The sequence below is a fragment of the Streptomyces cathayae genome, from assembly GCF_029760955.1.
GTDB classification, from domain to species: domain Bacteria; phylum Actinomycetota; class Actinomycetes; order Streptomycetales; family Streptomycetaceae; genus Streptomyces; species Streptomyces cathayae.
Window position 1 is genome coordinate 4,242,580 of record NZ_CP121682.1, and the last position, 26,233, is coordinate 4,268,812.

Consider the following 26,233-nt stretch of genomic DNA (forward strand, 5'->3'; position numbering starts at 1 on the left):
GTTCTCCGGTCTGCGGGGCCTCTCACTGTTCGAGGCCCCATGGCGGCGGTGCACCGGACGGTGCGGTCCGGCCCCCGGTGGGGAGCCGGACCGCACTCGGGGTCAGCTCAGGCTCGAGATGGTGTCGCGAACCTTGGTGATGATCTCCTCGGGCATCGGGGCGTAGCCGGCGTCCGCCAGCAGGGCCTGACCGTCCTCGGAGGCCATGTAGTTCAGGAAGGACTTCGTGGCGGGCAGGGTGTCCGCCTTGTTGCCCTTGTCGCAGGCGATCTCGTAGGTCACCAGGACGAGCGGGTAGGCACCCTCGGCCTCGGGGGTGTAGTCCAGCTCCAGCGCGAGGTCCTTGCCGGTGCCGACGACCTTGGCGGCGCCGATGGCGGCCGTGGCGTTCTCGATCGTGGCCTTGACCGGCTCGGCGGCCTCGGTCTTCACGTCGACGGTCTTGATGCCCTCCTTGGCGTAGGAGAGCTCGAAGTACGAGATCGCACCCTCGACCTGCTTCACCTGCTGCGCCACACCGGAGGAGCCCTGGGCGGACTGGCCGCCCTTGGCCTCCCACGACTTGCCCGGCTCGTAGGGCCAGGCCTTCGGCGCGGCGGCCTTCAGGTACTTGGTGAAGTTGTCCGTGGTGCCGGACTCGTCGGAGCGGTGGAAGGCCTGGATCTTCAGGTCGGGGAGCTTCGCGTCGGGGTTGAGCTTCGAGATCTTCTCGTCGTTCCAGTTGCTGATCTTGCTGTCGAAGATCGCCGAGATGGTCGCGGCGTCCAGGACGAGCTCGTCGACGCCCGGGACGTTGTAGCCGATCGCGATCGGGCCGCCGACCATCGGCAGGTCGATGGCCTGACCGTCGGTGCAGATCTTCTTGGAGTCCTCGATCTCCTCCGGCTTGAGCGCCGAGTCGGAGCCGGCGAACGCGGTCTGACCCTGGAGGAAGGCGGTGATGCCGGCGCCGGAACCGTCAGGACGGTAGTTGACCTGCACGTCCTTGCAGGCGGCCGTGTAGTTCTTGACCCAGGCGTCGATCGCGTTCTTCTGCGCGGAGGAGCCGGAGGCCTGAAGCTGACCCTTGGCGTCGTCGCACTGGATGTTGCCGGTCTGCGCGCTGGCGGAGGAGTCACCGCTGCCGCCGTTGCCGCCGCTGGTGTCGTCCGACCCGCACGCCGTGAGGGCCAGGGCGCCGGAGACGGCGAGAGCGCCGAGAGCGAGGGCTCGCCGGTTCTTGCGCTGAAGCTTCACTTGAGTTCCTTCCAGGTGCCGCCGGCCTGAGTGCGGCGGCGTGCGAAGTCTGAAGTCAGAAGTCTGGGCGATGCCGGCGCCCGATCGGCGGGCGGTTCGCATCGCGTAAGGCCGAAATTAGGCAGAAGAGGTGACGTCGCCGATGGGCGTAAATGAACGAGAGGTGAACCCCTGAGGACGGTGTGGTGAGGTCACGGAACGCTTACGCCAAGGACACGGGGGGATACCGGGCCGGAACGGGGCACTCCCGTACGACGGAGGACCGCGGCCGGGGTGTCGTCCGGGCGTTTCCGGATGGCTGTTTGCGCGTTGCCTGGAGGTGGTGCGGGTGGTGCGGGTGGTGCGGGCGGCATGCGTGGTGCGGGTGGTGTGCGTGGTGACGGAGGGGCTGCCGCAGGGGCGGGCGGGTGCTAGCGGGCCGGGCGGAAGGTGGCGAGCAGGGCGTCCACCAGGTCCGCGTCCCTCGGCTCGGTGAGCCGGCGGCGGGCCCTGTGCGGGGGGAGCCAGAGGATGCGGTCCACCTCGTCGTTGGGGGTGAACGTGCCGCCGACGGCCTCGGCGGCCCAGTACCGGACCCGCTTCGGCCGGCCGTTCGCCAGGTAGTGCGCCGACGGGAGTTCCACGGCGGGCACCGCCCAGTGGCCCGTCTCCTCCGCGACCTCGCGCAGCGCTCCGGCGAGTGGGTCCTCGCCGTGCTTCAGCTTGCCCTTGGGCCAGGACCAGTCGTCGTACTTGGGACGGTGCACGAGACACAGTTCGAGCGTCCCCCCTACCGGGGAGTGCCGCCACAGGACACAGCCGGCCGCCTGAACGGTGAGCGTGAGGGCGGCCGGGGCCGGGACCGGGGTCGGCTCCGGGTCCGGGTCCGCGGGCCGGCTGGAGCTGTCGGACGGGCTCACCGGGTGCCTCCCTACAACGAGCCGACGACGTCCGTCTGCCAGCAGTGCTGGAACGCGTACCGCGCCGCCTCCACGTCGTGCCGCTGGTCCGCGTGGAGCACGCCGAGCGCGTACGCCGTGGCCGGGGCGATCCGCGGGGTACGGGCGGCGTGCGCCGCGGCCGCCGACGCCTCGGAGGCGTCCCGGTGCCGGTCCAGGGCCTCGCCCGCGGCGACGAGGCCGACGTTCGGGGGCGGGGCGGCACTGCCGGTGTTTCCCGCGGGGCCGCCGGTGCGGGCGGTGCGGTCCGCGGGGCCTTCGGTGCCGGTGGGGGCCGAGACGGCGGCGTACAGGACCTCACGGGCGTACCGGTGCAGGCGCAGCAGCAGACGGACCTGGTGCCAGGGCACGTCCTGCGGATGCGGGGCCGGATCCGGCGACAGCCCGTGCAGCAGCGCCTCCGCGTTGTACGGGCTGCCCGCGGTGACCAGGGGCAGCGCGGCGACGGCGTCGACGAGCCGCTCCCGCGCGGCCTCGGCCAGCGGGCGCAGGTCGGCGGAGCCGGCGGCCGGGGTCAGCGGAACCTCGCTGGCCAGCACGGCGACCTTGTCGGCGACCGCGTGGAAACGGGAGGAACCGAGGGCCTGCAGCGCCGTGGAGTGCGCCCGGGTCCGGGCCAGGGTGAGCTGCCGGTCCAGCAGGGCACCGGCCCTCGCGGCACCCACGGTGAGCTTGCCGCGTTCGGACACCGCAGTGGCGGCCGTCGGCTCGGCGGGACCGGAGGCGGTCGCCGTACGCGTACCGGTACGCGCGCTCGCCCCGGGGGCGGCGGGGGCCGGGGCGGCCGACCGGGCCGTCCCGGTTCTGCTCCCGGCGTCCGCCTGGGCCGGGAACGCCGTGCCCGACAGCCGGTGCAGGGCCAGGAGCAGCCGCTCCAGCCGCGCCGAGCAGGCGTGTTCCAGGGCCAGCGTGCCGGAGACCCAGGCCAGTTCCGGGCGCATCGCCTCGGACCAGTCGGGGTCCAGGACCGCCTGGAAGGTGTGCAGGCTGCCGCTGATCCGGCGGGCCGAACGGCGCAGCGCGAGCGCCGCCTCGGCGGAACCCTCCGAGGACGCCGTGCCCGCCCCCGCCTCCCGGTGGAGGCGCAGCGCGCGCAGGAACTCGGTGGCCTGGGCCCGCAGATAACCGGCGAGGGCCGCCGCGGGCACCGGGCCGGTCACCGGGCTGAGCACCGGGCCGGCCAGGCGGGTCGGATCCGTCGGTTCAAGGTGTTGCTGTGCCACGCCGGCGCCTCCGGGCGTCAATGAGCATCTCCTGGACGTGCCGCAGGGGCCGGCCGTCCGCGTCCACCGCGTGTCGGGTCCACGTTCCGTCCGAGCCGAGGTGCCAGGACGAGGTGGCGTCGGACATGCCGGTCTCCAGCAGCCGGTTCAGCGCCGCCCGGTGGGCGGGGTCGGTGACCCTGACCAGGGCCTCGATACGGCGGTCCAGATTGCGGTGCATCATGTCCGCGCTGCCGAACCACACCTCGGGCTCACCGCCGTTGCCGAAGCAGAAGACACGGGAGTGTTCGAGGAAGCGGCCGAGGATGGAACGGACCCGGATGTTCTCCGACAGGCCCTCGACGTCCGGCCGGATCGCGCAGATGCCGCGCACCCACACGTCCACCGGCACCCCCGCCTGCGACGCCCGGTAGAGGGCGTCGATGATCGCCTCGTCCACCATCGAGTTGACCTTGATGCGGACGTAGGCGGGGCGTCCGGCCCGGTGGTGCTGGGCCTCCTTGTCGATCCGCGAGATCAGACCGTCGCGCAGCGACTTCGGCGCGACCAGCAGCCGCCGGTACGTCTCACGGCGGGAGTAGCCGGAGAGGCGGTTGAACAGGTCGGAGAGGTCCGCGCCGACCTGCGGGTCGGCGGTGAGCAGGCCGAGGTCCTCGTAGAGCCGGGCCGTCTTGGGGTGGTAGTTGCCGGTGCCGACGTGGCAGTAACGCCGTAGCGTCTCGCCCTCCTGGCGGACCACGAGGGACAGCTTGCAGTGGGTCTTCAGGCCGACCAGGCCGTAGACGACGTGGCAGCCGGCCTCCTCCAGCTTGCGCGCCCAGTTGATGTTGGCGTGCTCGTCGAAGCGGGCCTTGATCTCGACCAGGACGAGGACCTGCTTGCCGGCCTCGGCGGCCTCGATCAGCGCGTCGACGATCGGGGAGTCACCGGAGGTCCGGTACAGGGTCTGCTTGATGGCGAGGACGTCCGGGTCGGCGGCGGCCTGCTCCAGGAAGGCCTGCACGGACGTGGAGAACGAGTCGTACGGGTGGTGCAGGAGCACGTCCCGGCTGCGGAGCGCGGCGAAGATGTCGGGCGCCGACGCCGACTCGACCTCGGCGAGGTCGCGGTGGGTGCCGGCGATGAACGCGCGGTACTTCAGCTCGGGCCGGTCCAGGCCGTGGATCCGGAAGAGACCGGTGAGGTCGAGCGGCCCCGGCAGCGGGTACACCTCGGCCTCGCTGATCTTCAGCTCGCGCACGAGCAGGTCCAGGACGTCGCGGTCGATGGACTCCTCGACCTCCAGGCGCACCGGCGGCCCGAAGCGGCGCCGCATGAGCTCCTTCTCCAGGGCCTGGAGAAGGTTCTCCGCGTCGTCCTCCTCGACCTCCAGATCCTCGTTGCGGGTGAGCCGGAAGGCGTGGTGCTGCAGCACCTCCATGCCCGGGAACAGCTCCTCCAGATGGGCGGCGATGACGTCCTCGAGGGGGACGTAGCGGCCCGGGGAGCTCTCCAGGAAGCGGGACAGCAGCGGCGGCACCTTGACCCGGGCGAAGTGCTTGTGGCCGGTGACCGGGTTGCGCACGACCACGGCCAGGTTCAGCGACAGGCCCGATATGTACGGGAACGGGTGCGCCGGGTCGACCGCCAGCGGGGTCAGCACGGGGAAGATCTGGTGCCGGAAGAGGGTGAACAGGCGGGCCTGCTCCTTCTCCGTCAGCTCGCTCCAGCGGACCAGGTTGATGCCCGCGTCCGTCAGCGCGGGCAGGACGTCCTCGTGGAAGCAGGCGGCGTGCCGCGCCATCAGCTCGCGCGAGCGGCTCCAGATCATCTCCAGCACCTCGCGCGGCTGGAGGCCGGAGGCGGAGCGGACGGCGACACCGGTGGCGATACGGCGCTTCAGGCCGGCCACCCGGACCATGAAGAACTCGTCCAGGTTGCTGGCGAAGATCGCGAGGAAGTTGGCCCGTTCGAGCAGCGGGGTGGCGGGGTCCTCGGCGAGTTCGAGGACCCGCTCGTTGAACGCGAGCCAGCTGCGCTCCCGGTCGAGGAATCGGCCCTGGGGCAGCGGTTCGCCGCCCGTCTGCGACTCCTCGTAGGCGTCGAGGTCCGCGTCGATGTCGGGTTCCAGGTCGGAGACCGTGCCGGCCACGGTGTGCGGCCGGTGTGCGGCGATGGAGCCCACGGAGGGCTGCGCGTGCTGTACCTGTGCCTTTGCGTCGGCGTTCGGCTGGCTCATGGACCCATTGTTCCGCGCCTGCAGCCTCACGGGCGCGTCGGAAAGCGCGGGTGGGACGAATGGTGCCCCTGGGACGTCCCAGTCACCCCTCCGGGGCGGCGGTGGCTCTGAGGCGGCGCGATTCATTCGCCGAGCGTCGCAAGACTGTCTGAATCAGCGGTTACGGAGACATGACGTGCGGGATATCGGGGAGCGGCCCGCGGGGAGCGCGTCCGGGGTGCGAACCGTACATTCCCGGCGGTATGGCGCCGTGTCGATCAGGTGTCCCGTGCGGGGGTGGGGGTGTGGCCCGCCCCGGGCCCGCTTCGGGCCGGTTCTGCGGCCCTCCGTCAGCCGTATGCGCCCGCTTCGGGCGGGCTCGCGCCGGGGGCCGGATTCGGGCCCCCGGCGGAGACGGCGGGCCGGAGCCGGTGCGCGGGGCGCGAGCCCGGTCTCTCCGGTCCGCCGGTCTGTCGGGTCTGCTGGGTTCGCCGGTCTGTCGGGTCCGTCGGGGTCGCCGGGTTCGCCGGGTCCGCCGGTCTGTCGGGCTCGCCAGGTCCGCCGGGCCTGTCAGGTTCATCGGGTTCGCCGGGTCTGTCGGGCTCGTCGGGCCTGGCAGGTCTGACGAGCCCGTTGGGCTCGCCGGGTCAGCCGGGTCAGCCGGGTCCGCCGGGGCCGGTGGGTTCGTCAGGTCTCCGTCCGGTACATCAGGTCCGTCTCGTGGGTGAGGAAGCCCAGCCGCTCGTAGACGGCCACGGCCGCCTTGTTGTCGGCGTCGACGTACAGCATCGCGGTGGGCAGTCCCTGCCCCGCCAGGTACCGCAGGCCGATCGTGGTCAGGGACTTGCCCAGGCCGCCGCCCTGGGCCTGCGGGCTCACGCCGAGGACGTACACCTCGCCGAGCCCTTCCGCCCGGTGCACCTTGGTCCAGTGGAAGCCGACGAGCCCGCCGCCCTCCCGCTCGGCGAGGAAGAAGCCCTCGGGGTCGAACCACGGCTCGGCCTTGCGGTCGTCCAGGTCGCGCTGGGTGAGGGCGCCCTGCTCGGGGTGGTGGGCGAAGGCGGCGGCGTTCAGCGCGAGCCAGGCGGCGTCGTCCCGCCCGGGGACGAAGGCCCGCACGGTCACGCCCTCCGGCAGTACCGGATCGGGCAGCTCCAGCCCGGCCAACGGCCGCCGCATCTGCCGCAGTTCGCGGAAGAGGGTGAGTCCGAGGACCTGGGCGAGATGGCGGGCCGCGGAGTGACCGCCGTGCGCCCACACCCGCAGCCGCTTGCCGGAGGCGGCGAGCAGCGCGGACCCGAGCGCCCGTCCGTGCCCCCGCCCCCGGTGGGAGGGGTGCACGACCAGCTCGGCGGCCGGTGGTTCGACCGGGTCGGTGTCCTCCAGCTGGGCGTACCCGACGAGTTCGCCGTCCTTGCCGCCGTCGCTCTCGCTCGCCTCGCTCGTCTCGCGGGTGAGGAAGAGCAACAGATGGGTCACGCCCGCCCGTTCACCGCCGCGCAGCTGCAACCGCCCCTGCTCGGACACCGCCTGCTGTCCGTCGGTCCGGGCGGCCTCGTCGAGCAGGGCGAGAACCGCCCCGATCTGCTCGGGGGAGAGCGCGGTGTACGTCTGGAGCGAGCGGGTGCGGCCCGGCCGTGCGAAGTCGTCGCTGGTCATGCGTACGAGGGTAAGCGGCGGGCGCCGAAAAGGGACGACGACGGCGTCGGACGCGGAGCCGAACGCACGGCGCGAGCGGCCCCGGCCGCACGGCGCGACCGGTGCCGGGACTGAAAGATAACCAGGATGTAATCATGAACCCCCTGTCGCGCTACGCGCGTTGACCCTAGGCTGCGCCGGGCGGTCGGCGCGCGCCTCACGCGGGTTCGGCCCGGCCCCGCGTAGACCAACCCCGACCGACTCCGACCCACGCAGACCCGCAGGGGGGCGCATGCCAGCCACACCCAGGTCCACATCCTTGACGTACCGTCCGCGCCGCAGACGCCGTACGAACCGTCTTCTCGTGTCCGCCGCCGGTGTGCTCACCATCGGCGCGCTGGCCGCGGCCACCCTGCCCGCGGAGGCGGCGAGCGCGGGTGGGGTCAAGGGCGGCGCGTCGCACGGGCACGGCCACCACAAGGGGTACCCGGGCCGCTACCAGGACGTGCAGCTGCTGTCCTTCAACGACCTGCACGGCAACCTGGAACCCCCGACGGGTTCCTCGGGCCGGGTCACCGAACTGCACCCGGACGGGACGACCAAGACCGTCGACGCGGGCGGTGCGGAGTACCTCGCCACCCACCTGCGCGAGGCCCGTAAGGGCAACCGCTACTCCGTCACCGCGGCCGCCGGCGACATGGTGGGCGCGTCCCCCCTCCTCTCCGGTCTCTTCCACGACGAGCCCACGATCGAGGCGCTGAACAAGCTCGACCTGGACGTCTCCTCCGTCGGCAACCACGAGTTCGACGAGGGCGCCAAGGAGTTGGGCCGGCTGCAGAACGGCGGCTGCCACCCCGTCGAGGGCTGCTACACGGACAAGAAGTTCAAGGGCGCCGACTTCCCGTACCTGGCGGCCAACGTCCTGGACGAGAAGACGGGCAAGCCCGTCCTGAAGCCGTACTGGGTGTGGAAGCAGAAGGGCGTCAAGGTCGGTTTCATCGGCGTGACGCTGGAGGCCACCCCCGACATCGTCTCCGCGGAGGGTGTGAAGGGCCTGTCCTTCAAGGACGAGGTCGAGACGATCGACAAGTACGCCAAGGAGCTCCAGCGCCAGGGCGTGAAGTCGATCGTGGCCCTGGTGCACGAGGGCGGCTTCCCCGCCTCGTCCTCCTACAACTACGACTGCGACTCCCCGGGCGCCGGCGACGGCGTCTCCGGCCCGATCGCCGACATCGCCAAGAAGGTCTCGCCCCAGGTGGACGCGCTGGTCACCGGCCACACCCACGCGGCGTACGTGTGCACGATCCCGGACCCGGCGGGCAAGCCCCGCATGGTCACCTCGGCCGCGTCCTTCGGCCGCCTCTACACGGACACGACGCTGACGTACGACCGCGCGACGGGTGACATCGCCCGTACGGCCGTCAAGTCGGCGAACCACGTGGTGACGCGGGACGTCCCGAAGGCGCCGGACATGACCCGGCTGATCGGCAGGTGGAACACCCTCGCCGCCCCCATCGGCAACCGCCCGATCGGCTACATCTCCGGTGACATCACCAAGGACGGCACCACCGAGACCCCGCTCGGCGACCTGATCGCCGACGCCCAACTGGCCTACGGCCGGACGCTGGACCCGGAGACCGACCTGGCCCTGATGAACCCCGGTGGCATCCGCGCCCCCCTCACCTACGCGGCGAGCGCCGCCGAGGGCGACGGCGTGGTCACCTACGCCGAGGGCTTCACCGTGCAGCCGTTCGCCAACACGGTCAACCTCCAGGACTTCACCGGCGCGCAGCTGATCCAGGTCCTCAAGGAGCAGGTGAGCGGCGCCAACGAGGCGGCGCCGAAGATCCTCCAGATCTCCGCCGGCCTGACCTACACCCTGGACCTGACCAGGACCGGCGCGGACCGGGTGGTCACGGACTCCCTCAGGCTGAACGGCTCCGCGATCGACCCGGCCGCCACCTACCGCGTCGCCACGAACAACTTCCTCGCGGGCGGCGGCGACGGCTTCCCGACCCTCGGCGAGGGCACGGCGGATCTGGTCGGCGAGGACGACCTGACGGCCCTGGAGCAGTACCTGACGGCCAACTCCTCCCCCACGAACCCGATCGCCCCGCCGGCGGCGGACCGCATCACGGTCGTCCGGTAATCGGCGGACGACCCCCGGGAGGGGCCCGGCACACCCGGCAGGCCGTGAGGCCCGCGGGCGCCGGGCCCCTTCTTTCCGTTCCGGAAGCCCGGCCCGGCCGTGCGCATGCGCCGGAGCGTGTCCGTCACCTCGAGGCGGTGTCTCCCGCTCCGGGCCACACGACCGCCTGCGCGACGATCACCCGGTCGCCGTCGAAGGTGACCGACGGCCCTTCGTGGAGCCGGTACCCCATCGCCAGGGCCTCGCTCACCCGACGGCAGAACGCCACGTCGTCAGGACCGGTCAGCACGCGGTACACAGGCAGCCCGTCCGGCGGTGTCTTCATGATCCCAGCGTGTCACACGCGTCCCGGTTCCAGAGGGCTCAGAGGGCTCAGAGGGCCACGAGGTCGATGACGTTGACGACGACGTGGCGGTTGGACACGACGTAGGTGACGAAGCCGCCCTGGAAGCCCGCGGACCAGCTGTTGTCGCGGTTGCTGAGGGCCGGCGGGCCGAACGGGTTCAGGGTGAGCAGCTTCTCGAGGTTCTCGAGCGAGGTCCGCCGGGAGCCCGGTAACGCGGCCTTCCGCGCCGCCGCGCGGTCCACGTACCGGATGGCGTAGGCGCTCACCGGCACCCGCCCGCGGGGACGGGCCGGCCGTCCGCGTCGAAGCCGTGGCCCTGCGCGTCGCGGAACACGAGGCCTTCGGTGTCGTCCGTCGTCATGCGTTTGACGGTCTGTTCGACGTCGTCGAGGTAGCCCGGCGTGGCGCAGGCGCAGGCGAAGGGGAACCACTTGTCGATCACGGCGTCGAGCGCCGACTGGTCGAAGTCGGCGGCGGCGCTCAGCCACTCCTGCTCGAAGGCCTGCAACCAGTCCCGGCGCCGCTGCAGGGCCGCACGGATCGCCTCGGGTGTCCTCTCGCAGGAGTTCGGATCCACCTCGTGGGCCATGGTCGGCTCCTCTCCTCCGGCCGGGGTGTGACGTGTGGGCCGGAGGACCACGGTAGAACGCGCGAGACACCGGACGGGGACAGACGGACGTACCACCTGTCACCACCGGCCCACCCGCCTCCGGACCGCCGAGCACGGCCCCGGCGAGCACCTGCTCACCCGAGTGCGACTGGGCCGCCACCGCACCCGCGCCGGGGAACTGCTCACTGTCGGGCAGGGCGGTGCGGTCGCCGCACCGCCGGAGTCTTCTCCGACCGGGGGTGTCGCCTGTCACCGCAGTCGGCTGAATGCCTGGTCGGCGTCGGCCACGGCCTCGGGGTGAACGTCGTGGGCGGTTCGACCGTCGGCGATCTTCTGCCAGTTGGTCCGGGCGAGCACCCGCTGGACCGCGAGTGTCTGGGCGGCCAGCAGGCGTGCCTGGATGCCTTCACCGAGGGCGTCCGCCAGTGGGCCGCCGACCACGCCACCGCGTTCACGGAGGGTTCGGAGAGGCCGTAACCTCGTCGACCGCGATCTGCGCCCCGGGCCGCAGCCCTCAGTCCGCCGTCGCCCGCCCCCCGTCTCCGGGATGTGCCGGACGAGTGCGCGCGTCGCCTGCAGACGTCCTCAGGGGCGGCGGGCCAGCACGTGGGCGTCGAGGAAGCCCCGCTCGGAGGCCGGGTCGTGGAGCAGCCGGGCGAACGTGACGAGGCCGGCCCCGGCCAGCAGCTCGGCGAACCGGTCCACCGGCCAGCTGTAGGCGGGCGTCACCTTGTGGTCGAAGCGGACCGGCTCCGGTCCGTCGGTCGCGAAGAACGAGACCAGGAGCAGGCCCCCCGGCGTCAGGACACGCACCTGCTCGGCGAGCAGCGCGGGCAGTTCCCCAGGAGGGGTGTGGATCACCGAGTAGTGGGCCAGCACGCCGCCGAGCGCGCCGTCCTCGACCGGCAGGGCCTCCATTCGCGCCTCGTCGAACCGCAGCGCCGGATGGGCCCGCCGGGCGTGGTCGACCATGCCCGGGGACAGGTCGAGCCCGAAGGCGTCCAGCCCCAGGTCGTGCAGCATGGCCGTCAGATGTCCGGGCCCGCAGCCGACGTCGGCCGCCCGCGGGTTCCCCGTCCCGCGCACCAGCTCGGCGAAAGTACCGATCATGTTCCGTGAGAACGGGTGCGTCTCCAGCCGATCGGCGAACAGCGACGCATAGAACTCGACGACCCCGTCGTAGGCGGCCTTGGTCTCGTCCTGGTGTTCCGCCACGGGGAAGAAGCTAACACTCGTTCCGCACGCTCGATCGGCCCTGCCCCGTCAGGGCACCTCGGGGGGTGGGGTGGGGGCGCCGGGGAGGCGGATCGTGGCGGTGGTGCCGCCGCCGTCCGCGCGGGTCAGGGTGACCCGGCCGCCCGCCTGCTGGACCGTGCGGGCCACGATGGACAGGCCGAGGCCCGAGCCGGGGAGGGCGCGGGCGGTGGGGGAGCGCCAGAAGCGGTCGAAGACGTGGGGGAGTTCGTCGGCGGCGATGCCGGGGCCGTGGTCGCGGACGGTGAGGACGCCGTCGGCGAGGCGGACGTCGACCGTGGCGCCCTCCGGGCTGAACTTCACCGCGTTGTCCAGGACGTTGACCATGGCCCGCTCCAGCGCGGAGGGCTCCGCGCGTACGTACCAGGGCCGGACGTCCGCTGCGATGGTCAGCTCCGGGCCGCGCAGCCGGGCCCGGCGCAGCGCCGACTCCACGACGTCCTGCCAGGCGACGATCTGCGCACGGCCCTCGTGCTGGCCGGTGTCCGGCCGGGACAGCTCCTGCAGGTCGCCGATGAGTGCCGCCAGCTCCGTCATCTGCGCCTTGACCGAGGTGAGCAGGGCCTTGCGGTCCTCGGCGGGCAGGGGGCGGCCCGTCTCCTCGCTGCGGGTGAGGAGTTCGATGTTGGTGCGCAGGGAGGTGAGCGGGGTGCGCAGTTCGTGGCCGGCGTCCGCGATGAGCTGCTGCTGCAGGTCGCGGGAGCTGGCCAGGGCGGACGTCATCGAGTTGAAGGAGCGGGAGAGACGGGCGACCTCGTCCTCGGAGTCGTCCTCCACGGGGATGCGGACGCCCAGGTCCTCGGTGCGCGCCACGTGCTCCACGGCCTCGGTGAGCTTGTCGACGGGACGCAGACCGGCGCGGGCGACCGCGAGGCCGGCGGCGGCCGCACCGAGCACTCCGATGCCGGAGACGAGGAGCAGGATCAGCGCGAGGTCGCCCAGCGTCGACTCGGTGCCCTTGAGGGGCACGGCGACGAGGACGGCGGCCTTCGAACTGGTCAGCGTGCTCGGATTGTTGATCACCAGCGGCAGCGTCAGGACGCGCACCTCGGCGCCGTCCTGGTCGGTGCCGTCGCGGTAGAGGCCCGTCGAGCCGTCGCCCGCGCTCGCGATGACGTCCCGGTCGGACTCGGTGACCTTGATCCTGCCCGCCGAGCTGGGGAACAGGCACACGGTCCCGTCCTCCCTGACCACCTGGGAGAAGGTCTGCCCGAAGCCTCCGTCCATGCTGTCCCGGGGGGTGTCCGTGCAGTTGCCGAGGGCGCTGCGGATCTCGCCCCGCTGCTGCGGGTCCTGCAGCGCCGTCGCCTTCTTCAGGTCGTTGTCGACCTGCTCGTACAGCTTCCCCTGCACGATGAACCAGCACGTCACCGACACCGCCGCCACCGCGAACGCCACCGCCGCCGCCACCAGCAGCGACAACCGCGCCCGGATGGGCAGCGCGCGGAACCGGCGGACCAGTGCCGTCACTCCGTGCCGTCCTGCCGCAGGGCGTAGCCGACGCCCCGCACCGTGTGCACCAGGCGCGGTTCGCCGCCCGCCTCGGTCTTGCGGCGCAGATACATGACGTACACGTCGAGGGAGTTCGACGACGGTTCGAAGTCGAAGCCCCAGACCGCCTTCAGGATCTGCTCCCGGGTGAGCACCTGGCGCGGGTGCGCCAGGAACATCTCCAGCAGGGTGAACTCGGTGCGGGTCAGCTCCACCCGTCGCGTGCCCCGGGTCACCTCGCGGGTCGCCAGGTCCATGCGCAGGTCGGCGAAGGCCAGGACGTCGTCCTCCTCGGCGGTGCCGGCCACGGCCGCCGCGTACGAGCTGCGGCGCAGCAGTGCGCGGATCCGGGCGAACAGCTCGTCCAGCTCGAACGGCTTGACCAGGTAGTCGTCCGCCCCGGCGTCCAGCCCGGTCACCCGGTCGCCGACCGTGTCCCGGGCGGTCAGCATCAGGATGGGTGTGGTGTCGCCGGTGGCCCGGATGCGGCGGGCGGCGGTCAGGCCGTCCATCCGGGGCATCTGGATGTCGAGGACGACCAGGTCGGGCCGGTGGGCCGCCGCCTTCTCCAGGGCGTCCGCGCCGTCGACGGCGACCTCGGTGCCGTATCCCTCGAAGGCCAGGCTGCGCTGGAGCGCTTCGCGCACCGCCGGCTCGTCGTCGACGATCAGGATGCGCTGGGGGGCACGGTCACGGTCACGGTCGCCGTCTGCGGGGCTCATGGGGTCGGGGGATCCTCTGGTCTGCCGGGATGTCGGGGGGCCGGGATGTCGGCCGGTGGTGTCTCGGGCTGCTGGCCTGCTGGTCTGGGAGGGGAACGCGCGGCCGGGCGTTCGAACTCTCAGGGTCTCAGGCTCGCACGAGTGCCCGGGGCGCGTGGGTCACGGATCAGCCGCGCGCGGTGCGGCGGTGACCGTGTCCGTTCTCGGTCCTGCGGCGGGTCGTGGCCGGGGCGACCTCCGGGGCCCGCGGTGCCGGGGTGGGCAGCTCGGCCGCGACCTCCAGCGCGAGGGCGAGACCGGCCGGGTCGGCGCCGGGGACCTCGTGGGTGACCTGCTTGATCTGCCGGGCCTGTGCGATCATGTCGGACTCCTCGGGTGGGAACCGCGTCGGATCGGTGCGTACCGCGTGGGGCGGGGATGCGCGGCACTGTCAGTTCATGGCGCCGGACCGCAGGGCCGGGAGGTCCGCCTTGACCGTGTTGACCGGGATGGCGAAGCCCAGGCCCACGCTGCCGGCGTCGGCTGAGGAGGAGCCGCCGCCGCTCGACGAGTACATCGCGGAGTTGATGCCGATGATGTCGCCGTTCATGTCGATCAGCGCGCCGCCGGAGTTCCCGGGGTTCAGGGACGCGTCGGTCTGGATCGCCTTGTACGTCGTCGTGGACCCGCCGGTGTCGCCGTTGAACTGCTGCCCGCCGAACTCGAAGGGCAGGCCGCCGCCCGGCTGCCCCTGCGGGCTCTGCCCCTGGCTCCCGTCGGTGGAGACGGTCACGTCGCGGTCGAGCGCCGAGACGATGCCGCTGGTGACGGTGCCGGTCAGGCCCTCGGGGGAGCCGATCGCCACGACCTGGTCGCCGACCTGTACGCCGTCGGAGTCGCCGAGGGTGGCCGGTGTCAGGCCCGAGGCGTCGTTCAGTCTGATCAGCGCGAGGTCCTTCGAGCTCTCGGTGCCGACGACGTCCGCGGTGTACGTCCTGCCGTCGCCGGTCCGCACCTTGACCGAGGAGGCACCGGCGACGACGTGGTGGTTGGTGATGATCTCGCCGTCCCCGGTGATGATCACACCGGAGCCGGTGGATGATCCGGCGCCGGAGGTGGCGTTGATCTCGACGATGCTCGGGCTGACCGCCTTGGCGACGCCGGACACCGTGCCCTTCTGACCGGTCGGCACCACAGGGGTGCTGCTCGCGTTCGACGAGGCGACGGTGCCGTTGCCGGTCAGCTCCTGGATGCCGTAGGCGGTGCCGCCGCCCACGGCCGCCGCCACGATCGCCACGGCGGCGAGCAGGGCGGCCGGACCCCGGTTCCGCTTCCGGCGGGGCCTGGCGGTGCCGGTGGTGCCGGTGGCGTCGGCGGTGACCGGATGCCCCGGCGCGAACGCAGGCGGGGGCGGCCACTCGGGGTTCACCGGAGAGGAGGAGGGGTGCTGCGGGCCGCCCGCGTGGGGGTTCTCGTGTGCGCCGCTGCGGCGAAAGGATTCGGTCATGTCGACGAGCCTCCCGTCCCCCCATGAGAACACCCTGAGTGCCCGCTGAGAAGTCCGACAGAACCTCGTATGCCCGATATGAAGACGCCCTCGGTGGCCCGGGCGGCGGCTCGAGCAGTGGTCCAGCCGGTGGCCTGACCGCTACGCGCAGCCGCAGGAGCTGCGGATCACCAGTTCGGAGGGGAAGACCTTCAGCCGCTCGCGCTGCGAGCCGGCCACCCGCAGTCCGTCGTCGAGGACGAGGTCGACCGCCGCGCGGGCCATCGCCGAACGGTCGGAGGCGACCGTGGTCATCGGCGGATCGGTGAGCGCCGCCTCCTTGATGTCGTCGAACCCGACGACCGCGAGCTCACCGGGCACGTCGATGCGCAGCTCGCGCGCCGCGCGCAGCACGCCGACCGCCTGGTCGTCGGTGGAGCAGAAGATCGCGGGCGGGCGGTTCGGCCCGGAGAGGATGTCGAGCCCGACGCGATAGGCGTCGTAGCGGTTGTACGGGGCCTCGAAGAGGCGGCCCTCGGTCGGGAGGCCGGCCTCTTTCATCGCCCGCCGCCAGCCCTCGACGTGGTCGGAGACCGGGTCGCCTACGGAGGGGGTCTCCGCGGTGCCACCGACACAGGCCACGTACGCGTTGCCGTGCTCCAGCAGGTGGCGGACGGCGAGCTGGGCGCCGCCGAGGTCGTCGGTGACGACGGCGACGTCGTCCATGGCCTCGGGGCGCTCGTGCAGCAGGACGACCCTGGCGTCCCAGGCGTCGATCTCCGCGGCGGCCAGGTCGTTGAGCGCGTGGCTGACCAGGATCAGTCCGGAGACGCGCATCCCCAGGAACGCCCGCAGGTAGTGGACCTCGCGCTCGCCGATGTAGTCGGAGTTCCCGACGAGCACCATTTTCCCGCGCTCGGCCGCGGCCTGTTCGACCGCGTGCGCCATCTCCCCGAAGAAGGGCTGGCGCGCGTCCGGGACGATCAGGCCTATCAGGTCCGTGCGCCGCGACGCCATCGCCTGGGCGACCCGGTCGGGTCGGTACCCCAGCTCCTTGATCGCGGCGAGTACGCGTTCGCGCGTGGCCGGGGCGACCGGCCGGGGTCCGTTGTTGATGACATAGCTGACGACGGCGGTGGAGGTACCCGCCAGTCGCGCCACATCATCCCTTGTCACCTTGGCCACGCGCGGAGTCTACGCGGATATAACCGATCCCGGCAGAGTGAGAAAGATCCTGTGAACGGGAAGCAGCGGGAAGCTGTGGGAAACAGAGGGAAAAGGACGCGTGCCCGCGAACACACGCGAAATCTCACGCCTGCGTCCGTGCCTCCGTGGTTCTCCGGACGGCCTTCTCGTCCGTGTCCGCCGCCTTGTGCCGGTCGGTGGCCTTGTTGTCGTCCTCCTCGGCCTTGTCCTTGGCCTTGGCGGCACGCTCACCCTTCTCCGGCGTAACGAATCGATAACCCACGTTCCGGACGGTGCCGATCAGCGACTCGTGCTCGGGTCCGAGCTTGGCCCGCAGTCTCCGTACGTGGACGTCGACCGTGCGGGTGCCGCCGAAGTAGTCGTAGCCCCAGACCTCCTGCAGCAGCTGGGCACGGGTGAACACCCGGCCGGGATGCTGGGCGAGGTACTTCAGCAGCTCGAACTCCTTGAAGGTGAGGTCGAGGACGCGACCCTTCAGCTTGGCGCTGTAGGTCGCCTCGTCGACGGACAGATCGCCGTTGCGGATCTCCATGGGGGAGTCGTCGCCGGCGATCTGCAGCCGGCCCATGGCGAGCCGCAGCCGGGCCTCCACCTCCGCCGGTCCGGCGGTGTCGAGGAGGACGTCGTCGATGCCCCAGTCCGCGGTGACGGCGGCGAGGCCGCCCTCGGTCACCACGAGGACGAGGGGGCAGCCGGGGCCGGTGGAGCGCAGCAGCTGGCAGAGGCTGCGGACCTGCGGGAGGTCGCGCCGGCCGTCGACGAGGATGACGTCGGCGCCGGGGGTGTCGACCAGGGCGGGACCCTGCGCCGGGGCCACGCGCACGTGGTGGAGCAGCAGGCCGAGGGCGGGGAGCACCTCCGCCGACGGCTGGAGGGCGTTGGTCAGCAGGAGCAGTGAACTCATCGCACCCCTCCTCCGAGATCTCGGCGCCGGGAGCCGAGTTCACGGAACCGGTTGTCGGGTTCCCGGTCCGGTGCGGGTGCTGCCCGCTTCCGGGTCGTCGTACGGTCGTGCACGGTTCGCTCGCCCATGACGTCTGGTTCCTCCTCGGTCCCTGCGACGGGGTACCTCCCACGCCATCGGGGCGGTGGGGGAGTCCGCGGCTTGCCTCGTGCGTCCGACGGCCCGTACGTCAGCGGTCTCCCGCGTCGTACACGATGCTTCCGAAAGCACAAAAGGACCCGGGGGCTTCGCTGCCCGAGTCCTCTCCCCCGCAGAATAGCCGACATGAGCACCGGTCCGGCAGGTCATGTGGAACGTTCCGCCATTCGTCCGAATTCCGAGACGCACGGCGCAACAGGCGGTGGTATGTCTTTGCGGACGTTTCTGCGTACCGCGGACGGTGTACGGATCGATTCCGTGTACGAATCGGCGGTGTACGGATCGGCGGCGCACGGATCGGCGGTCGCTCCGGCGGCGGCCGGGAGCGGCGGCTTCCGGTTGCCTTCCCGTGATCCGGTGTTCGTGATCGCGCACGGGTTCACGGGGCACGTGGACCGGCCGCACGTCCGCAGGGCGGCGCGGGCTTTCGCCCGGCACGGGGCGGTCGTGACGTTCTCCTTCCGCGGGCACGGCGCGTCGGGCGGGCGGTCCACGGTGGGGGACCGCGAGGTGCTGGATCTGGCGGCGGCGGTGTCGTGGGCGCGGGAACTGGGGCACGCGCGGGTGGCGACGGTCGGGTTCTCGATGGGCGGCTCGGTGGTGCTGCGGCACGCGGCGCTCGGCGCGGGCGGCGGGGGTGGTTCCGGTGAGGCGGACGGTCCGGATGCCGTGGTGTCCGTCAGCGGGCCCGCCCGGTGGTTCTACCGGGGGACGGCTCCCATGCGGCGGCTGCACTGGCTGGTGACCCGGCCCTCTGGGCGGGCGGTGAGCCGGTACGGGCTGCGGACGCGGATCCACCGCCGGAACTGGGACCCCGTCCCGCTGTCCCCCGTCGAGGCGGTGCCGCGCATCGCGCCGACACCGCTGCTGGTCGTGCACGGCGACCGGGACGGCTACTTCCCGCTCGACCATCCGCGCATGCTGGCGGCCGCGGCCGGCGAGCACGGGGAACTGTGGGTGGAGCCGGGCATGGGGCACGCGGAGAACGCGGCGTCCGACGGGCTGTTGCACCGGATCGGGGACTGGGTGGTGGCCCGATCGGGCTAGCCTGACCGTGTTCACCGTCAACCCGATTGAGGAAGCAGCAGATGGCAAAGGTCACGGTGCGGTACTGGGCCGCCGCCAAGGCCGCGGCCGGGGTGGCCGAGGAGGCCTTCGAGGCGGCCACGCTCGCCGAGGCGCTCGACACGGCACGCGAGCGGCACCCCGGCGAACTCACGCGCGTCCTGCAGCGGTGCTCCTTCCTCGTCGACGGTGATCCCGTGGGCACCCGCGCACATGAGACGGTACGGCTGGCCGACGGCGGCACGGTCGAGGTGCTCCCGCCGTTCGCAGGAGGGTGAGCGATGACCAACCAGCCGTATCAGGGCTACGACGGGCACGAGGGACAGCGGGGCCACGACCCCCACGGGCGGCCCCAGCCCCAGCCCCAGTCCCAGCAGAACCAGCAGTATCAGCAGCCCCAGCAGTATCAGCAGCCCCGCCCCCCCGAGGCGCAGGCGTGGTCCGGGGGACAGCCGGGGCACGAGGATCCGCACGCCGCCATGCAGTACACGCAGCAGTGGCAGGGGCAGACGTGGGAGACGCAGATGCAGCCGCCGGTACCGGCGGCCACCTCGGCGGAGGAGACCTCGTACCTGCCGCAGACCCCACCGGCCCCGCAGGGGCACGGCGGGCCCGCGGCGTACGCCGGGTACGGCGCGGCCCCGGTCCACGGGACCCCGGCGGGCGCCGTTCCCGCACCCCCGCTCGCACCCTCCGCACCCGCACCCTCCGCACCCGCTGACGGTCCCGGGTACGGGCCCGCCACCCTCGCCGGGAACACCCGGGTCACGGACGCGCAGCGGGCCCGTGCGGAGGGGCGCTCGCCGATCATCGAGCCCGGCATGCAGCCGGCGGCGCTCACCGCGCTGCTGGGGCTGCTGCTCGCCGGTGGAGCGGCGCTGGGCACATACGCCCTGCTCGTACCGCTGGTGGCCCTCCAGGGGCTCACCGCCGCGGGCTGGTTCCGGCTGAACGGGATGTGGCCCGCGCGGCAGGGCATCGCGCTGGGCTTCCTCGGGGCGCTGGTCGCCGACGTGGCGCTGCTGGCGTCCGACCGCTCACCGTCGGCCGTCCTCGGCACGCTGGGGGTGTGGGTGGTGCTGTCGCTGGTACTGCAGCTGCGCTCGCACGCCGACCCCGACGAGCGGCTGTACGGCCTGACGGCGACGGTCGCCGCGTCGGCGCTGGCGATCGTGGCGAGCGGATACCTGGCGGCCGACGCCGACGCGGTGACGGTCGGCGGGGTCGCGCTGGCGGCGGCGGTCGTGGCGCGTGCGCTGCCGTTGCCGACTCCGGCGTCCCTCGTGGCCGCGCTGCTGGTGGCGGCGGGTGTGGGCGCGGCGGTCGGCGGGGCGACGGGGTTCGGTGCCTCGGGCGCGCTGATCGGTGCGGGCGCGGCGGTGTGCGCCCTGATCGGGCACCGCGTCGCGAGCTACGACTACCCGTCCCGGTTCGTCCACTTCACGGCCGGGGTGGCCCTGCCGCTGGCCGCGGCGGCACCGGCGGTGTACGTCCTGGGACGCGTCGTCGGCTGACGGCGGGGACAGCACAAACAGCACGGACGGCGCACGGACGGCCGGCGGACCTGCGGCCCCTGTCACAGGTGATCGACAATCGCGGGGTTTCCCCGGTCGTGCGGGTTACCCTCGCGCAGGACGGCTGCCCGGCCGTCCGTGGGGGACTGCCGTCGAAAGCACCTAGGTGGGGGAACCAACCGCATGCGCGCACTGCGAATACTGCTGGTCGTCGTCGTGATTCTGGGCGGCATCTTCGTGATCGTGGACCGGGTCGCGGTCAGCTTCGCGGAGGGCGAGGTGGCCGACCGGCTCAAGTCGACGGAGAACCTCGCCACCGCTCCCGACGTGTCCATCAACGGTTTCCCCTTCCTCACCCAGGTCGCCGGCGGCACCCTCGACGAGGTGCAGATCGGCATCGAGGGCTACGAGGCCGCCACCGGCGACGGCGCGAAGAGCATCCGTATCGCCGACCTGCGCGCCGACATGACGGGCGTCGAGTTCTCCAGCGACTTCAGCTCCGCCACCGCAGCCGCCGCGACCGGCAGCGCGACCGTCGCCTACGACGAGCTGCTCAAGGCCGCCACGTCCGATTCCACGCAGGTGGCCCCCGGTGTCACCGCCGCCGTCGTCGGCCTCTCCGACGGCGGCAACGGGAAGATCAAGGTGACGGTGGAGGCCACCGTCCTCGGCACCAAGCTGCCCGAGCCGGTCTCCGTGCTCAGCTCCGTGACGGTCGTGGACGGCAACACCGTGCGGGTGCGGGCGGACGGGCTGCCGAAGTTCGGCGGCGTCACGCTCGCCGAGACGCAGGTGCGGGCGGTCACCGACTTCGAGCAGAAGATCAACGGCCTGCCCGGCGGCATCAAGCTGGACAAGGTCGAGGCGGCGGAGAGCGGTGTCCACATCACCGTGAAGGGTTCCGACGTCCGCCTGGCCGGGTAGGTGGCGAGCGGCGGGCTCCCGGGGTCCCCGATGAACCTCCGACGCCCCTGACGAATCCCCGTCGGACCCCCGTCGGACCTCAGACGTCCGACAGGCGAGACGAGGACGTCCGTAGAGCAGATGTGGCGGCGCACACGGCCCCGCCCGGGGTGCGCGGGGGCAGGCCCGGCGGTACAGTCATCCCACATCCCGGACAATCCTGTATCAGGATGTGACACATCGGTGACACGCCCGCCCTGCCCTCCCTACGATCGACGGCATGCAGTGTCAGACGAGCGTCCTCCGAGCGCGAGGACAAGCGGATCTCACGAAGCGGCGGGCAGTCGACCTGTGCCGCGTCGCCGCCATGCTCTGTCGACCTTTCTGAGCGGCCGCACCGCCGTCCGCGCTTACTGCTTTCCCGCTTCGCCCCGCCGAGGGGCGTCCGTGCCCCGGCCCCGCAGGGGTGCGCAGCCTCTCTACTCACATGCCCCGCCGCAACTGCCCCGGAGGAGACGGAACATGAGCCGCAACGACGTACTGGTCGACGCCGACTGGGTCCAGGAGCACCTGGACGACCCGACGATCGCCATCGTCGAGGTGGACGAGGACACCACCGCCTACGAGAAGAACCACATCAAGAACGCCATCCGGATCGACTGGACCAAGGACCTCCAGGACCCGGTCCGCCGTGACTTCGTCGACCAGGCGGGCTTCGAGAAGCTCCTGTCGGAGAAGGGCATCTCCAACGACCACACGGTCGTCCTCTACGGCGGCAACAACAACTGGTTCGCCGCGTACGCCTACTGGTACTTCAAGCTGTACGGCCACGAGAACGTCAAGCTCCTCGACGGCGGCCGCAAGAAGTGGGAGCTGGACGCCCGCGAGCTGGTCGCCGGCGACGAGGTGCCCGAGCGGGCGAAGACCGAGTACAAGGCCACGCCGCAGGACCTGTCCATCCGCGCCTTCCGCGACGAGGTCGTGGACGCCATCGGCACGCTGAACATCGTCGACGTGCGGTCGCCCGACGAGTTCTCCGGCAAGCTGAACGCCCCGGCGCACCTGCCGCAGGAGCAGGCGCAGCGTTCCGGCCACGTGCCGAGCTCCCGCAACATCCCGTGGTCCAAGAACGCCAACGACGACGGCACCTTCAAGTCCGACGAGGAGCTCAAGAAGCTCTACGAGGACGAGCAGATCGACCTGTCGAAGGACACCATCGCCCTGTGCCGCATCGGTGAGCGCTCCGCGCTGTCCTGGTTCGTGCTGCACGAGCTGCTGGGCGTGGAGAACGTCAAGAACTACGACGGCTCCTGGACCGAGTACGGCTCCCTCGTCGGCGTGCCGATCGAGCTCGGCGACGGCAAGTAAGCCCGGCCGGCCGACCCTTCCAGACCACTAGACCACTTCAGGAGTACGTCATGTGCGGTGCGAAGGCCGGTGGCCCGGACGCCTCGACGATCAAGCCCGGCGAGACCACCATCCAGGGTCAGGTGACCCGTGACGGCGAGCCGGTGACGGGCTACGTCCGTCTGCTGGACTCGACCGGAGAGTTCACGGCCGAGGTCCCGACCTCCGCCACCGGACAGTTCCGCTTCTACGCGGCCGAGGGCACCTGGACCGTCCGTGCCCTGGTGCCCGGCGGCAGCGCCGACCGCACGGTCGTCGCCCAGCAGGGCGGGCTGGCCGAGGTCGCCATCGCGGTGTGAGGGCCGGTCCCGCGGACCCGTCCGCGGGACCGGTGACGGCCGAAGGGCCGCATCCCCGGAACGGACGCCGGGATGCGGCCCTTCGTGCTGTTCGGTTCTACGCTGGAGACATGTACGCGCGCAGGCGTCATGTCTACTTCGTCATGATGGGGACGTGTATCACGCTGTTCGTCCTGGCCTGGAGCGTCGTGCGGCTGTGGTCGGTTCCGGTGGCCGTGGGCATGTGCGTGGTGGCCATGGTCATCCCGCCGGTCGCCGCGATGATCGCCAACCGGCGTGGCCCCGAGGACCGCTGGTGGGACGACCCCTCCGGCGATCCCCAGTCCGACGAATGGTGGGACGAACTGGACGGCAAGAAGGGACCGCGGCCGCCCCGGTGAGAGGCGGGCGGCGGATCCTCAGTACACGAGTGCCTGGGTGTCGTCCGCCAGCGCCTCCTGCACGAACACCTGCGCGCCCGCGATCCGTACGCCCTCGATGACGTCCTTCTCCGTGATGTCCCGGCGGGCCGCGCACTGCGTGCACAGGGTGAGGCGCCCACCCGCGACGATCGAGTCCAGCAGGTCGGGCAGCGGGGCCGCGTGCGGCAGCTCGAACTCCACGGCACGGCCCGGCAGCGCGAACCACGCGGACTCGCCGGTGAGCCACAGGGAGACGTCGACCCCGCTCGCCACGGCCACCGCCGCCACCGTGAACGCCTGCGAGCAGCGTTCGGGTGCGTCGGACCCCGCGGTCACCTTGATCACAAGCTTCTTCGCCATGGCTGAATCTTGACGTGCTCCCTGGACTGAAGTCCAGGGATTCCGGCCTGGCTCGTCCGAGCCTTCCGGGGGCTTCCTGCTTCACCGCGCTGTGCGGGCACGGGTGCCCGTCTGACCGGCGCTCCACAGGCGTTTGGTGTCTCCGCCCGTCCGGCGGCGACGATCCGGCGTCCCTCGACCAGGACGTTGCGGGCCGCGTTGTGGTCGCGGTCGTGCACCGTGCCACATTCCCTGCACGCCCACTCACGGACGTGCAGCGGCTTGGGACCGTCCCGAAATCCACAGGCCGAGCAGACCTGGGAGGACGGGAAGAAGCGGTCCACCCTGGCGAAGGTGCGGCCATGCTTGACCGCCTTGTACTCCAGCATCCGGGTGAACGCGGACCATCCCGCGTCGTGCACCGACTTGGCCAGCCGGGTGCGGCCGAGGCCGGACACCGAGAGGTCCTCCACATACACCGCTTGGCTGTCGCGGATGATCTGTGTGGAGGCCTGGTGGTGGAAGTCCCGGCGCCGGTCCGCCACACGCGCGTGCTGGCGTGCGACCCTGCTGCGGGCCTTGGCCCGGTTCTTCGACCCCTTCTGCTTGCGGGACAGCTCCCGCTGAAGACGCTTGAGTTTCCTCTCCGCCCGGCGCAGAAACCTCGGAGAGGCGATCTTTTGGCCATCGGACAGCACGGCGAACGCGGACAGGCCGAGATCGATCCCGGCGTCGGTCTCCACGTCCGGGAGGACGTCCGGTGCGGTGTCCACGACGAAGCTGAGGAAGTACCGGCCACAGCTGTCCTTGGTGACGGTCACAGAAGTCGGGGCTGTGGGAAGCCGACGCGACCACTTGACCTTGAGGTTGCCGACCTTGGCCACGTACACCGTGCCGTCGTCCTGGAGGGAGAAGGCGTTGGAGTTCAGGCGGATCGACTGCCGGGTGTCCTTCTTCGACTTGTAGCGGGGCGGGCCCATCTTCCGGCCCCGCCGCCTGCCGGTGAGGCTGTCGAAGAAGTTCTTGTAGGCGGTATCCAGGTCCCGCAGCGCTTGCTGCAGGACGACCGCGGAGACGTCGGCGAGCCAGGCGCGTTCCGTGGTGCGCTTGGCCTGGGTGATGCGCAGCCGGGACAGCTCGGCCGACGTCACGTACGGCAGCCTGGCCGCGTGCGCTTCCTTGCGGTCGCGCAGGCAGTCGTTCCACACCACCCGGGCGCACCCGAAGGCACGCGCCAGCGCATGGCGCTGGGCGGCGTCGGGGTAGGCGCGGTAGTTGTAGCGAAGCTGCACAAACCGTGACGCTACTACGATTGGTCTCACCGAGGGGTGGAACGGCTGAAAGCGTGGCAGGCGCGGGGTACGGGCGTGGCAGGCGTGTCGTTTCGGCGATGCATGCGCGCTTGGTCTTCGTGACGGAGGGCCGGCACCGGGTGTTCGACGACGAGATGCCGGCGCGCTGCGAAGAGAGCATGCGCAAGGTGTGTGGGGACTTCGAGGCGGAGCTGAAGGAGTTCAACGGCGAACGCGATCACGTCCACCTCCTGGTGCACTACCCGCCCAGGGAAGCTGTCTCCAAGCTGGTCAACAACCTCAAGGGCCTCTTCGCTCGCCGGATGCGGCCGGGGGAGAATTCCCGGCCGGATCAACCGCGCCATCATGCACGGACACCTGTGGTCACCCTTCTGCTTCTCCGCGTCGTGCGGCGGGGCGCCGTTGGCGATCGTCCGTCAGTACATCGAGCAGCAGAAACGTCCACTCCAAAGTGCGCGTCAAAGCACTCTTGAGAAGCATTCGCCCCAGGCGCGAACACCGGGGCTTTCTGCAAGGAACCCGGTAGGTAACCGGGTGCACGACGGGGCCGGGTCCCGGCCGCGTAAGCTGGGGGCGGCCCTGTGTACACGCAACGCACCGCACCCGCTCAAGGAGCACCCCGTGGAGATCTTCTTCTCATTCCTGCTGGTCCTGGTCGCCGTCGGCGTCCTCGCCTTCGCCGGGCTGGCCGTGAAGAAGCTGTACCAGGGTCAGCGCTGACCGCCCACGTCCAGGAACTGCCACTGATGATCGAGATCCCGTCCGACCTCCACAAGGACCTTGTGCCGCTCGCCTTCCTGCTCGGCGACTGGGCGGGCGCCGGGGTGCACGACTTCCCCGGCGCCGAGAAGTGCAACTTCGGGCAGGAGGTCTCCTTCACCCACGACGGCCGGGACTTCCTGGAGTACAGTTCCCGCACCTGGGTGCTCGACGGGGACGGCAAGAAGGTCCGCCCCCTGGAGTCCGAGCACGGCTTCTGGCGGATCGACGCCGCCCGCAAGGTCGAGGTGACGATGACCCGCGACGACGGCGTCATCGAGATCTGGTACGGCGGGCTGGCCGACCAGAAGCCGCAGATCGACCTGGTGACGGACGCGGTGGCGCGCACCGCCACCGCTGATCCCTACAGCGGCGGCAAGCGGCTGTACGGCTACGTCAAGAGCGACCTGATGTGGGTCGGCGAGAAGCAGACCCCCGAGGTCGAGCTGCGCCCCTACATGTCGGCGCACCTGAAGAAGGTCGTCACCCCGGAGGACGTCGAGCGCTGGGCCAAGGCCCTCCCCGACGACATGCCGGACGACGGAATCGCCTTCTTCAAGTGAGCTCCCGGGCCGCACGGCCCCGGGTTCCGTGCCCCACGTCCCAGGGCCTCTCGTTCGGACCAGGCCCCGCGAGCCCGGCCTGATCCGAACGAG

The 26,233-nt window shown here is 71.5% G+C and carries 28 protein-coding genes and 1 pseudogene; 11 read left to right on the top strand and 18 right to left on the bottom strand.

Annotated elements, in window-relative coordinates; translation table 11 throughout:
* Window positions 1–102: 102 nt before the first annotated feature.
* The 5 genes from pstS to mshD all read right to left on the bottom strand — a co-directional run bounded on the left by pstS (window position 103) and on the right by mshD (window position 7,253).
* Window positions 103–1,236, bottom strand: a complete 1,134-nt coding sequence (gene pstS / locus PYS65_RS19350; protein ID WP_279335178.1) for a phosphate ABC transporter substrate-binding protein PstS — start codon at window positions 1,234–1,236, stop codon at window positions 103–105.
* 410 nt (window positions 1,237–1,646) lie between these two features.
* Entirely contained in the window at window positions 1,647–2,135 is a 489-nt protein-coding gene (locus PYS65_RS19355; protein WP_279335179.1) for an NUDIX hydrolase, read from the bottom strand.
* Window positions 2,136–2,146: 11 nt separating this feature from the next.
* Complete coding sequence (locus PYS65_RS19360) at window positions 2,147–3,397, bottom strand: CHAD domain-containing protein (protein WP_279335180.1); 1,251 nt, start codon at window positions 3,395–3,397, stop codon at window positions 2,147–2,149.
* The gene (locus tag PYS65_RS19365; protein ID WP_279335181.1) at window positions 3,378–5,615 is read right to left on the bottom strand and encodes an RNA degradosome polyphosphate kinase; all 2,238 of its coding nucleotides are present in this window, start codon (window positions 5,613–5,615) and stop codon (window positions 3,378–3,380) included. The genes PYS65_RS19360 and PYS65_RS19365 overlap by 20 nt, the downstream gene beginning before the upstream one ends.
* 666 nt (window positions 5,616–6,281) lie before the next feature.
* Window positions 6,282–7,253 carry a mycothiol synthase gene (gene mshD, locus PYS65_RS19370; RefSeq protein ID WP_279335182.1) on the bottom strand — a complete coding sequence of 324 codons (972 nt, stop codon included), beginning with the start codon at window positions 7,251–7,253 and terminating at the stop codon, window positions 6,282–6,284.
* Window positions 7,254–7,524: 271 nt separating this feature from the next.
* On the opposite strand from mshD, the gene PYS65_RS19375 reads away from it, so the two are divergent.
* The gene (locus tag PYS65_RS19375; RefSeq protein WP_279335183.1) at window positions 7,525–9,381 is read left to right on the top strand and encodes a bifunctional metallophosphatase/5'-nucleotidase; all 1,857 of its coding nucleotides are present in this window, start codon (window positions 7,525–7,527) and stop codon (window positions 9,379–9,381) included.
* 124 nt (window positions 9,382–9,505) lie between these two features.
* Here the strand turns inward: PYS65_RS19375 and PYS65_RS19380 are convergent, their stop codons facing one another.
* The 11 genes from PYS65_RS19380 to PYS65_RS19430 all read right to left on the bottom strand — a co-directional run bounded on the left by PYS65_RS19380 (window position 9,506) and on the right by PYS65_RS19430 (window position 17,379).
* The gene (locus PYS65_RS19380) at window positions 9,506–9,706 is read right to left on the bottom strand and encodes a DUF1737 domain-containing protein (RefSeq protein WP_279335184.1); all 201 of its coding nucleotides are present in this window, start codon (window positions 9,704–9,706) and stop codon (window positions 9,506–9,508) included.
* Window positions 9,707–9,753: 47 nt separating this feature from the next.
* Window positions 9,754–9,993 carry a hypothetical protein gene (locus PYS65_RS19385; RefSeq protein WP_279335185.1) on the bottom strand — a complete coding sequence of 80 codons (240 nt, stop codon included), beginning with the start codon at window positions 9,991–9,993 and terminating at the stop codon, window positions 9,754–9,756.
* Window positions 9,990–10,316, bottom strand: coding sequence for a DUF6247 family protein (locus PYS65_RS19390; protein WP_279335186.1), 327 nt, complete (start codon window positions 10,314–10,316; stop codon window positions 9,990–9,992). The genes PYS65_RS19385 and PYS65_RS19390 overlap by 4 nt, the downstream gene beginning before the upstream one ends.
* Window positions 10,317–10,586: 270 nt before the next feature.
* Entirely contained in the window at window positions 10,587–10,778 is a 192-nt protein-coding gene (locus PYS65_RS19395) for a hypothetical protein (RefSeq protein WP_423836104.1), read from the bottom strand.
* A gap of 144 nt (window positions 10,779–10,922) precedes the next feature.
* The gene (locus PYS65_RS19400) at window positions 10,923–11,552 is read right to left on the bottom strand and encodes a class I SAM-dependent methyltransferase (protein WP_279335187.1); all 630 of its coding nucleotides are present in this window, start codon (window positions 11,550–11,552) and stop codon (window positions 10,923–10,925) included.
* Between the two features lie 48 nt (window positions 11,553–11,600).
* Entirely contained in the window at window positions 11,601–13,061 is a 1,461-nt protein-coding gene (locus PYS65_RS19405) for a sensor histidine kinase (protein ID WP_279335188.1), read from the bottom strand.
* Window positions 13,058–13,804, bottom strand: coding sequence for a response regulator transcription factor (locus PYS65_RS19410; protein WP_279335189.1), 747 nt, complete (start codon window positions 13,802–13,804; stop codon window positions 13,058–13,060). The genes PYS65_RS19405 and PYS65_RS19410 overlap by 4 nt, the downstream gene beginning before the upstream one ends.
* Before the next feature lie 166 nt (window positions 13,805–13,970).
* Window positions 13,971–14,165 carry a hypothetical protein gene (locus tag PYS65_RS19415; protein WP_279335190.1) on the bottom strand — a complete coding sequence of 65 codons (195 nt, stop codon included), beginning with the start codon at window positions 14,163–14,165 and terminating at the stop codon, window positions 13,971–13,973.
* Between the two features lie 69 nt (window positions 14,166–14,234).
* A complete protein-coding gene (locus tag PYS65_RS19420) occupies window positions 14,235–15,290 on the bottom strand; it encodes a S1C family serine protease (protein ID WP_279335191.1) in 1,056 nt (351 codons plus the stop codon).
* 141 nt (window positions 15,291–15,431) lie between these two features.
* A complete protein-coding gene (locus PYS65_RS19425; RefSeq protein ID WP_279335192.1) occupies window positions 15,432–16,454 on the bottom strand; it encodes a LacI family DNA-binding transcriptional regulator in 1,023 nt (340 codons plus the stop codon).
* A 124-nt stretch (window positions 16,455–16,578) separates the two neighbouring features.
* Window positions 16,579–17,379 (bottom strand): winged helix-turn-helix transcriptional regulator, encoded by an 801-nt coding sequence (locus tag PYS65_RS19430; protein ID WP_279335193.1) that lies wholly within the window; start codon window positions 17,377–17,379, stop codon window positions 16,579–16,581.
* A 324-nt stretch (window positions 17,380–17,703) separates the two neighbouring features.
* On the opposite strand from PYS65_RS19430, the gene PYS65_RS19435 reads away from it, so the two are divergent.
* From PYS65_RS19435 to PYS65_RS19465, 8 genes are all read left to right on the top strand, one after another.
* Window positions 17,704–18,624, top strand: a complete 921-nt coding sequence (locus PYS65_RS19435; RefSeq protein ID WP_279335194.1) for an alpha/beta hydrolase — start codon at window positions 17,704–17,706, stop codon at window positions 18,622–18,624.
* 41 nt (window positions 18,625–18,665) lie between these two features.
* Window positions 18,666–18,920: a MoaD/ThiS family protein gene (locus PYS65_RS19440; protein WP_279335195.1), complete on the top strand. Its 255-nt coding sequence runs from the start codon at window positions 18,666–18,668 to the stop codon at window positions 18,918–18,920.
* A 3-nt stretch (window positions 18,921–18,923) separates the two neighbouring features.
* Window positions 18,924–20,156 carry a hypothetical protein gene (locus PYS65_RS19445; RefSeq protein ID WP_279335196.1) on the top strand — a complete coding sequence of 411 codons (1,233 nt, stop codon included), beginning with the start codon at window positions 18,924–18,926 and terminating at the stop codon, window positions 20,154–20,156.
* A gap of 183 nt (window positions 20,157–20,339) precedes the next feature.
* Window positions 20,340–21,080 carry an LmeA family phospholipid-binding protein gene (locus PYS65_RS19450; protein WP_279335197.1) on the top strand — a complete coding sequence of 247 codons (741 nt, stop codon included), beginning with the start codon at window positions 20,340–20,342 and terminating at the stop codon, window positions 21,078–21,080.
* Window positions 21,081–21,339: 259 nt separating this feature from the next.
* Window positions 21,340–21,447, top strand: coding sequence for an Ms5788A family Cys-rich leader peptide (locus PYS65_RS35230; protein ID WP_350849312.1), 108 nt, complete (start codon window positions 21,340–21,342; stop codon window positions 21,445–21,447).
* 134 nt (window positions 21,448–21,581) lie between these two features.
* Entirely contained in the window at window positions 21,582–22,427 is an 846-nt protein-coding gene (locus PYS65_RS19455; RefSeq protein WP_279335198.1) for a sulfurtransferase, read from the top strand.
* 50 nt (window positions 22,428–22,477) lie between these two features.
* Window positions 22,478–22,765: a DUF1416 domain-containing protein gene (locus PYS65_RS19460; RefSeq protein ID WP_006139129.1), complete on the top strand. Its 288-nt coding sequence runs from the start codon at window positions 22,478–22,480 to the stop codon at window positions 22,763–22,765.
* A gap of 110 nt (window positions 22,766–22,875) precedes the next feature.
* Window positions 22,876–23,145, top strand: coding sequence for a DUF3099 domain-containing protein (locus tag PYS65_RS19465; protein WP_279335199.1), 270 nt, complete (start codon window positions 22,876–22,878; stop codon window positions 23,143–23,145).
* Window positions 23,146–23,163: 18 nt separating this feature from the next.
* On the opposite strand, the gene PYS65_RS19470 is transcribed toward PYS65_RS19465, so the two are convergent.
* Window positions 23,164–23,526 carry a DsrE family protein gene (locus tag PYS65_RS19470; protein ID WP_279335200.1) on the bottom strand — a complete coding sequence of 121 codons (363 nt, stop codon included), beginning with the start codon at window positions 23,524–23,526 and terminating at the stop codon, window positions 23,164–23,166.
* Window positions 23,508–24,797, bottom strand: a complete 1,290-nt coding sequence (locus PYS65_RS19475; RefSeq protein WP_279335201.1) for an RNA-guided endonuclease InsQ/TnpB family protein — start codon at window positions 24,795–24,797, stop codon at window positions 23,508–23,510. The genes PYS65_RS19470 and PYS65_RS19475 overlap by 19 nt, the downstream gene beginning before the upstream one ends.
* Before the next feature lie 98 nt (window positions 24,798–24,895).
* Here PYS65_RS19475 and tnpA point away from each other — a divergent pair.
* Together tnpA and PYS65_RS19485 are read left to right on the top strand one after the other, a co-directional pair.
* A pseudogene (tnpA, locus tag PYS65_RS35235) lies at window positions 24,896–25,262 on the top strand (IS200/IS605 family transposase); the annotation flags it as partial.
* A gap of 302 nt (window positions 25,263–25,564) precedes the next feature.
* Window positions 25,565–26,140 carry a heme-binding beta-barrel domain-containing protein gene (locus PYS65_RS19485; protein ID WP_279335202.1) on the top strand — a complete coding sequence of 192 codons (576 nt, stop codon included), beginning with the start codon at window positions 25,565–25,567 and terminating at the stop codon, window positions 26,138–26,140.
* Window positions 26,141–26,233: the final 93 nt, after the last annotated feature.

What these genes read in the sequence shown, in the direction of transcription:
- PYS65_RS19365 (WP_279335181.1), bottom strand. Translation starts at nt 5,615, where the DNA reads ATGAGCCAGCCGAACGCCGACGCAAAGGCACAGGTACAGCACGCGCAG.
- mshD (WP_279335182.1), bottom strand. Translation starts at nt 7,253, where the DNA reads ATGACCAGCGACGACTTCGCACGGCCGGGCCGCACCCGCTCGCTCCAG.
- PYS65_RS19375 (WP_279335183.1), top strand. Translation starts at nt 7,525, where the DNA reads ATGCCAGCCACACCCAGGTCCACATCCTTGACGTACCGTCCGCGCCGC.
- PYS65_RS19380 (WP_279335184.1), bottom strand. Translation starts at nt 9,706, where the DNA reads ATGAAGACACCGCCGGACGGGCTGCCTGTGTACCGCGTGCTGACCGGT.
- PYS65_RS19390 (WP_279335186.1), bottom strand. Translation starts at nt 10,316, where the DNA reads ATGGCCCACGAGGTGGATCCGAACTCCTGCGAGAGGACACCCGAGGCG.
- PYS65_RS19410 (WP_279335189.1), bottom strand. Translation starts at nt 13,804, where the DNA reads ATGAGCCCCGCAGACGGCGACCGTGACCGTGACCGTGCCCCCCAGCGC.
- PYS65_RS19415 (WP_279335190.1), bottom strand. Translation starts at nt 14,165, where the DNA reads ATGATCGCACAGGCCCGGCAGATCAAGCAGGTCACCCACGAGGTCCCC.
- PYS65_RS19420 (WP_279335191.1), bottom strand. Translation starts at nt 15,290, where the DNA reads ATGACCGAATCCTTTCGCCGCAGCGGCGCACACGAGAACCCCCACGCG.
- PYS65_RS19430 (WP_279335193.1), bottom strand. Translation starts at nt 17,379, where the DNA reads ATGAGTTCACTGCTCCTGCTGACCAACGCCCTCCAGCCGTCGGCGGAG.
- PYS65_RS19435 (WP_279335194.1), top strand. Translation starts at nt 17,704, where the DNA reads ATGAGCACCGGTCCGGCAGGTCATGTGGAACGTTCCGCCATTCGTCCG.
- PYS65_RS19440 (WP_279335195.1), top strand. Translation starts at nt 18,666, where the DNA reads ATGGCAAAGGTCACGGTGCGGTACTGGGCCGCCGCCAAGGCCGCGGCC.
- PYS65_RS19445 (WP_279335196.1), top strand. Translation starts at nt 18,924, where the DNA reads ATGACCAACCAGCCGTATCAGGGCTACGACGGGCACGAGGGACAGCGG.
- PYS65_RS19450 (WP_279335197.1), top strand. Translation starts at nt 20,340, where the DNA reads ATGCGCGCACTGCGAATACTGCTGGTCGTCGTCGTGATTCTGGGCGGC.
- PYS65_RS35230 (WP_350849312.1), top strand. Translation starts at nt 21,340, where the DNA reads ATGCAGTGTCAGACGAGCGTCCTCCGAGCGCGAGGACAAGCGGATCTC.
- PYS65_RS19455 (WP_279335198.1), top strand. Translation starts at nt 21,582, where the DNA reads ATGAGCCGCAACGACGTACTGGTCGACGCCGACTGGGTCCAGGAGCAC.
- PYS65_RS19460 (WP_006139129.1), top strand. Translation starts at nt 22,478, where the DNA reads ATGTGCGGTGCGAAGGCCGGTGGCCCGGACGCCTCGACGATCAAGCCC.
- PYS65_RS19465 (WP_279335199.1), top strand. Translation starts at nt 22,876, where the DNA reads ATGTACGCGCGCAGGCGTCATGTCTACTTCGTCATGATGGGGACGTGT.
- PYS65_RS19470 (WP_279335200.1), bottom strand. Translation starts at nt 23,526, where the DNA reads ATGGCGAAGAAGCTTGTGATCAAGGTGACCGCGGGGTCCGACGCACCC.
- PYS65_RS19485 (WP_279335202.1), top strand. Translation starts at nt 25,565, where the DNA reads ATGATCGAGATCCCGTCCGACCTCCACAAGGACCTTGTGCCGCTCGCC.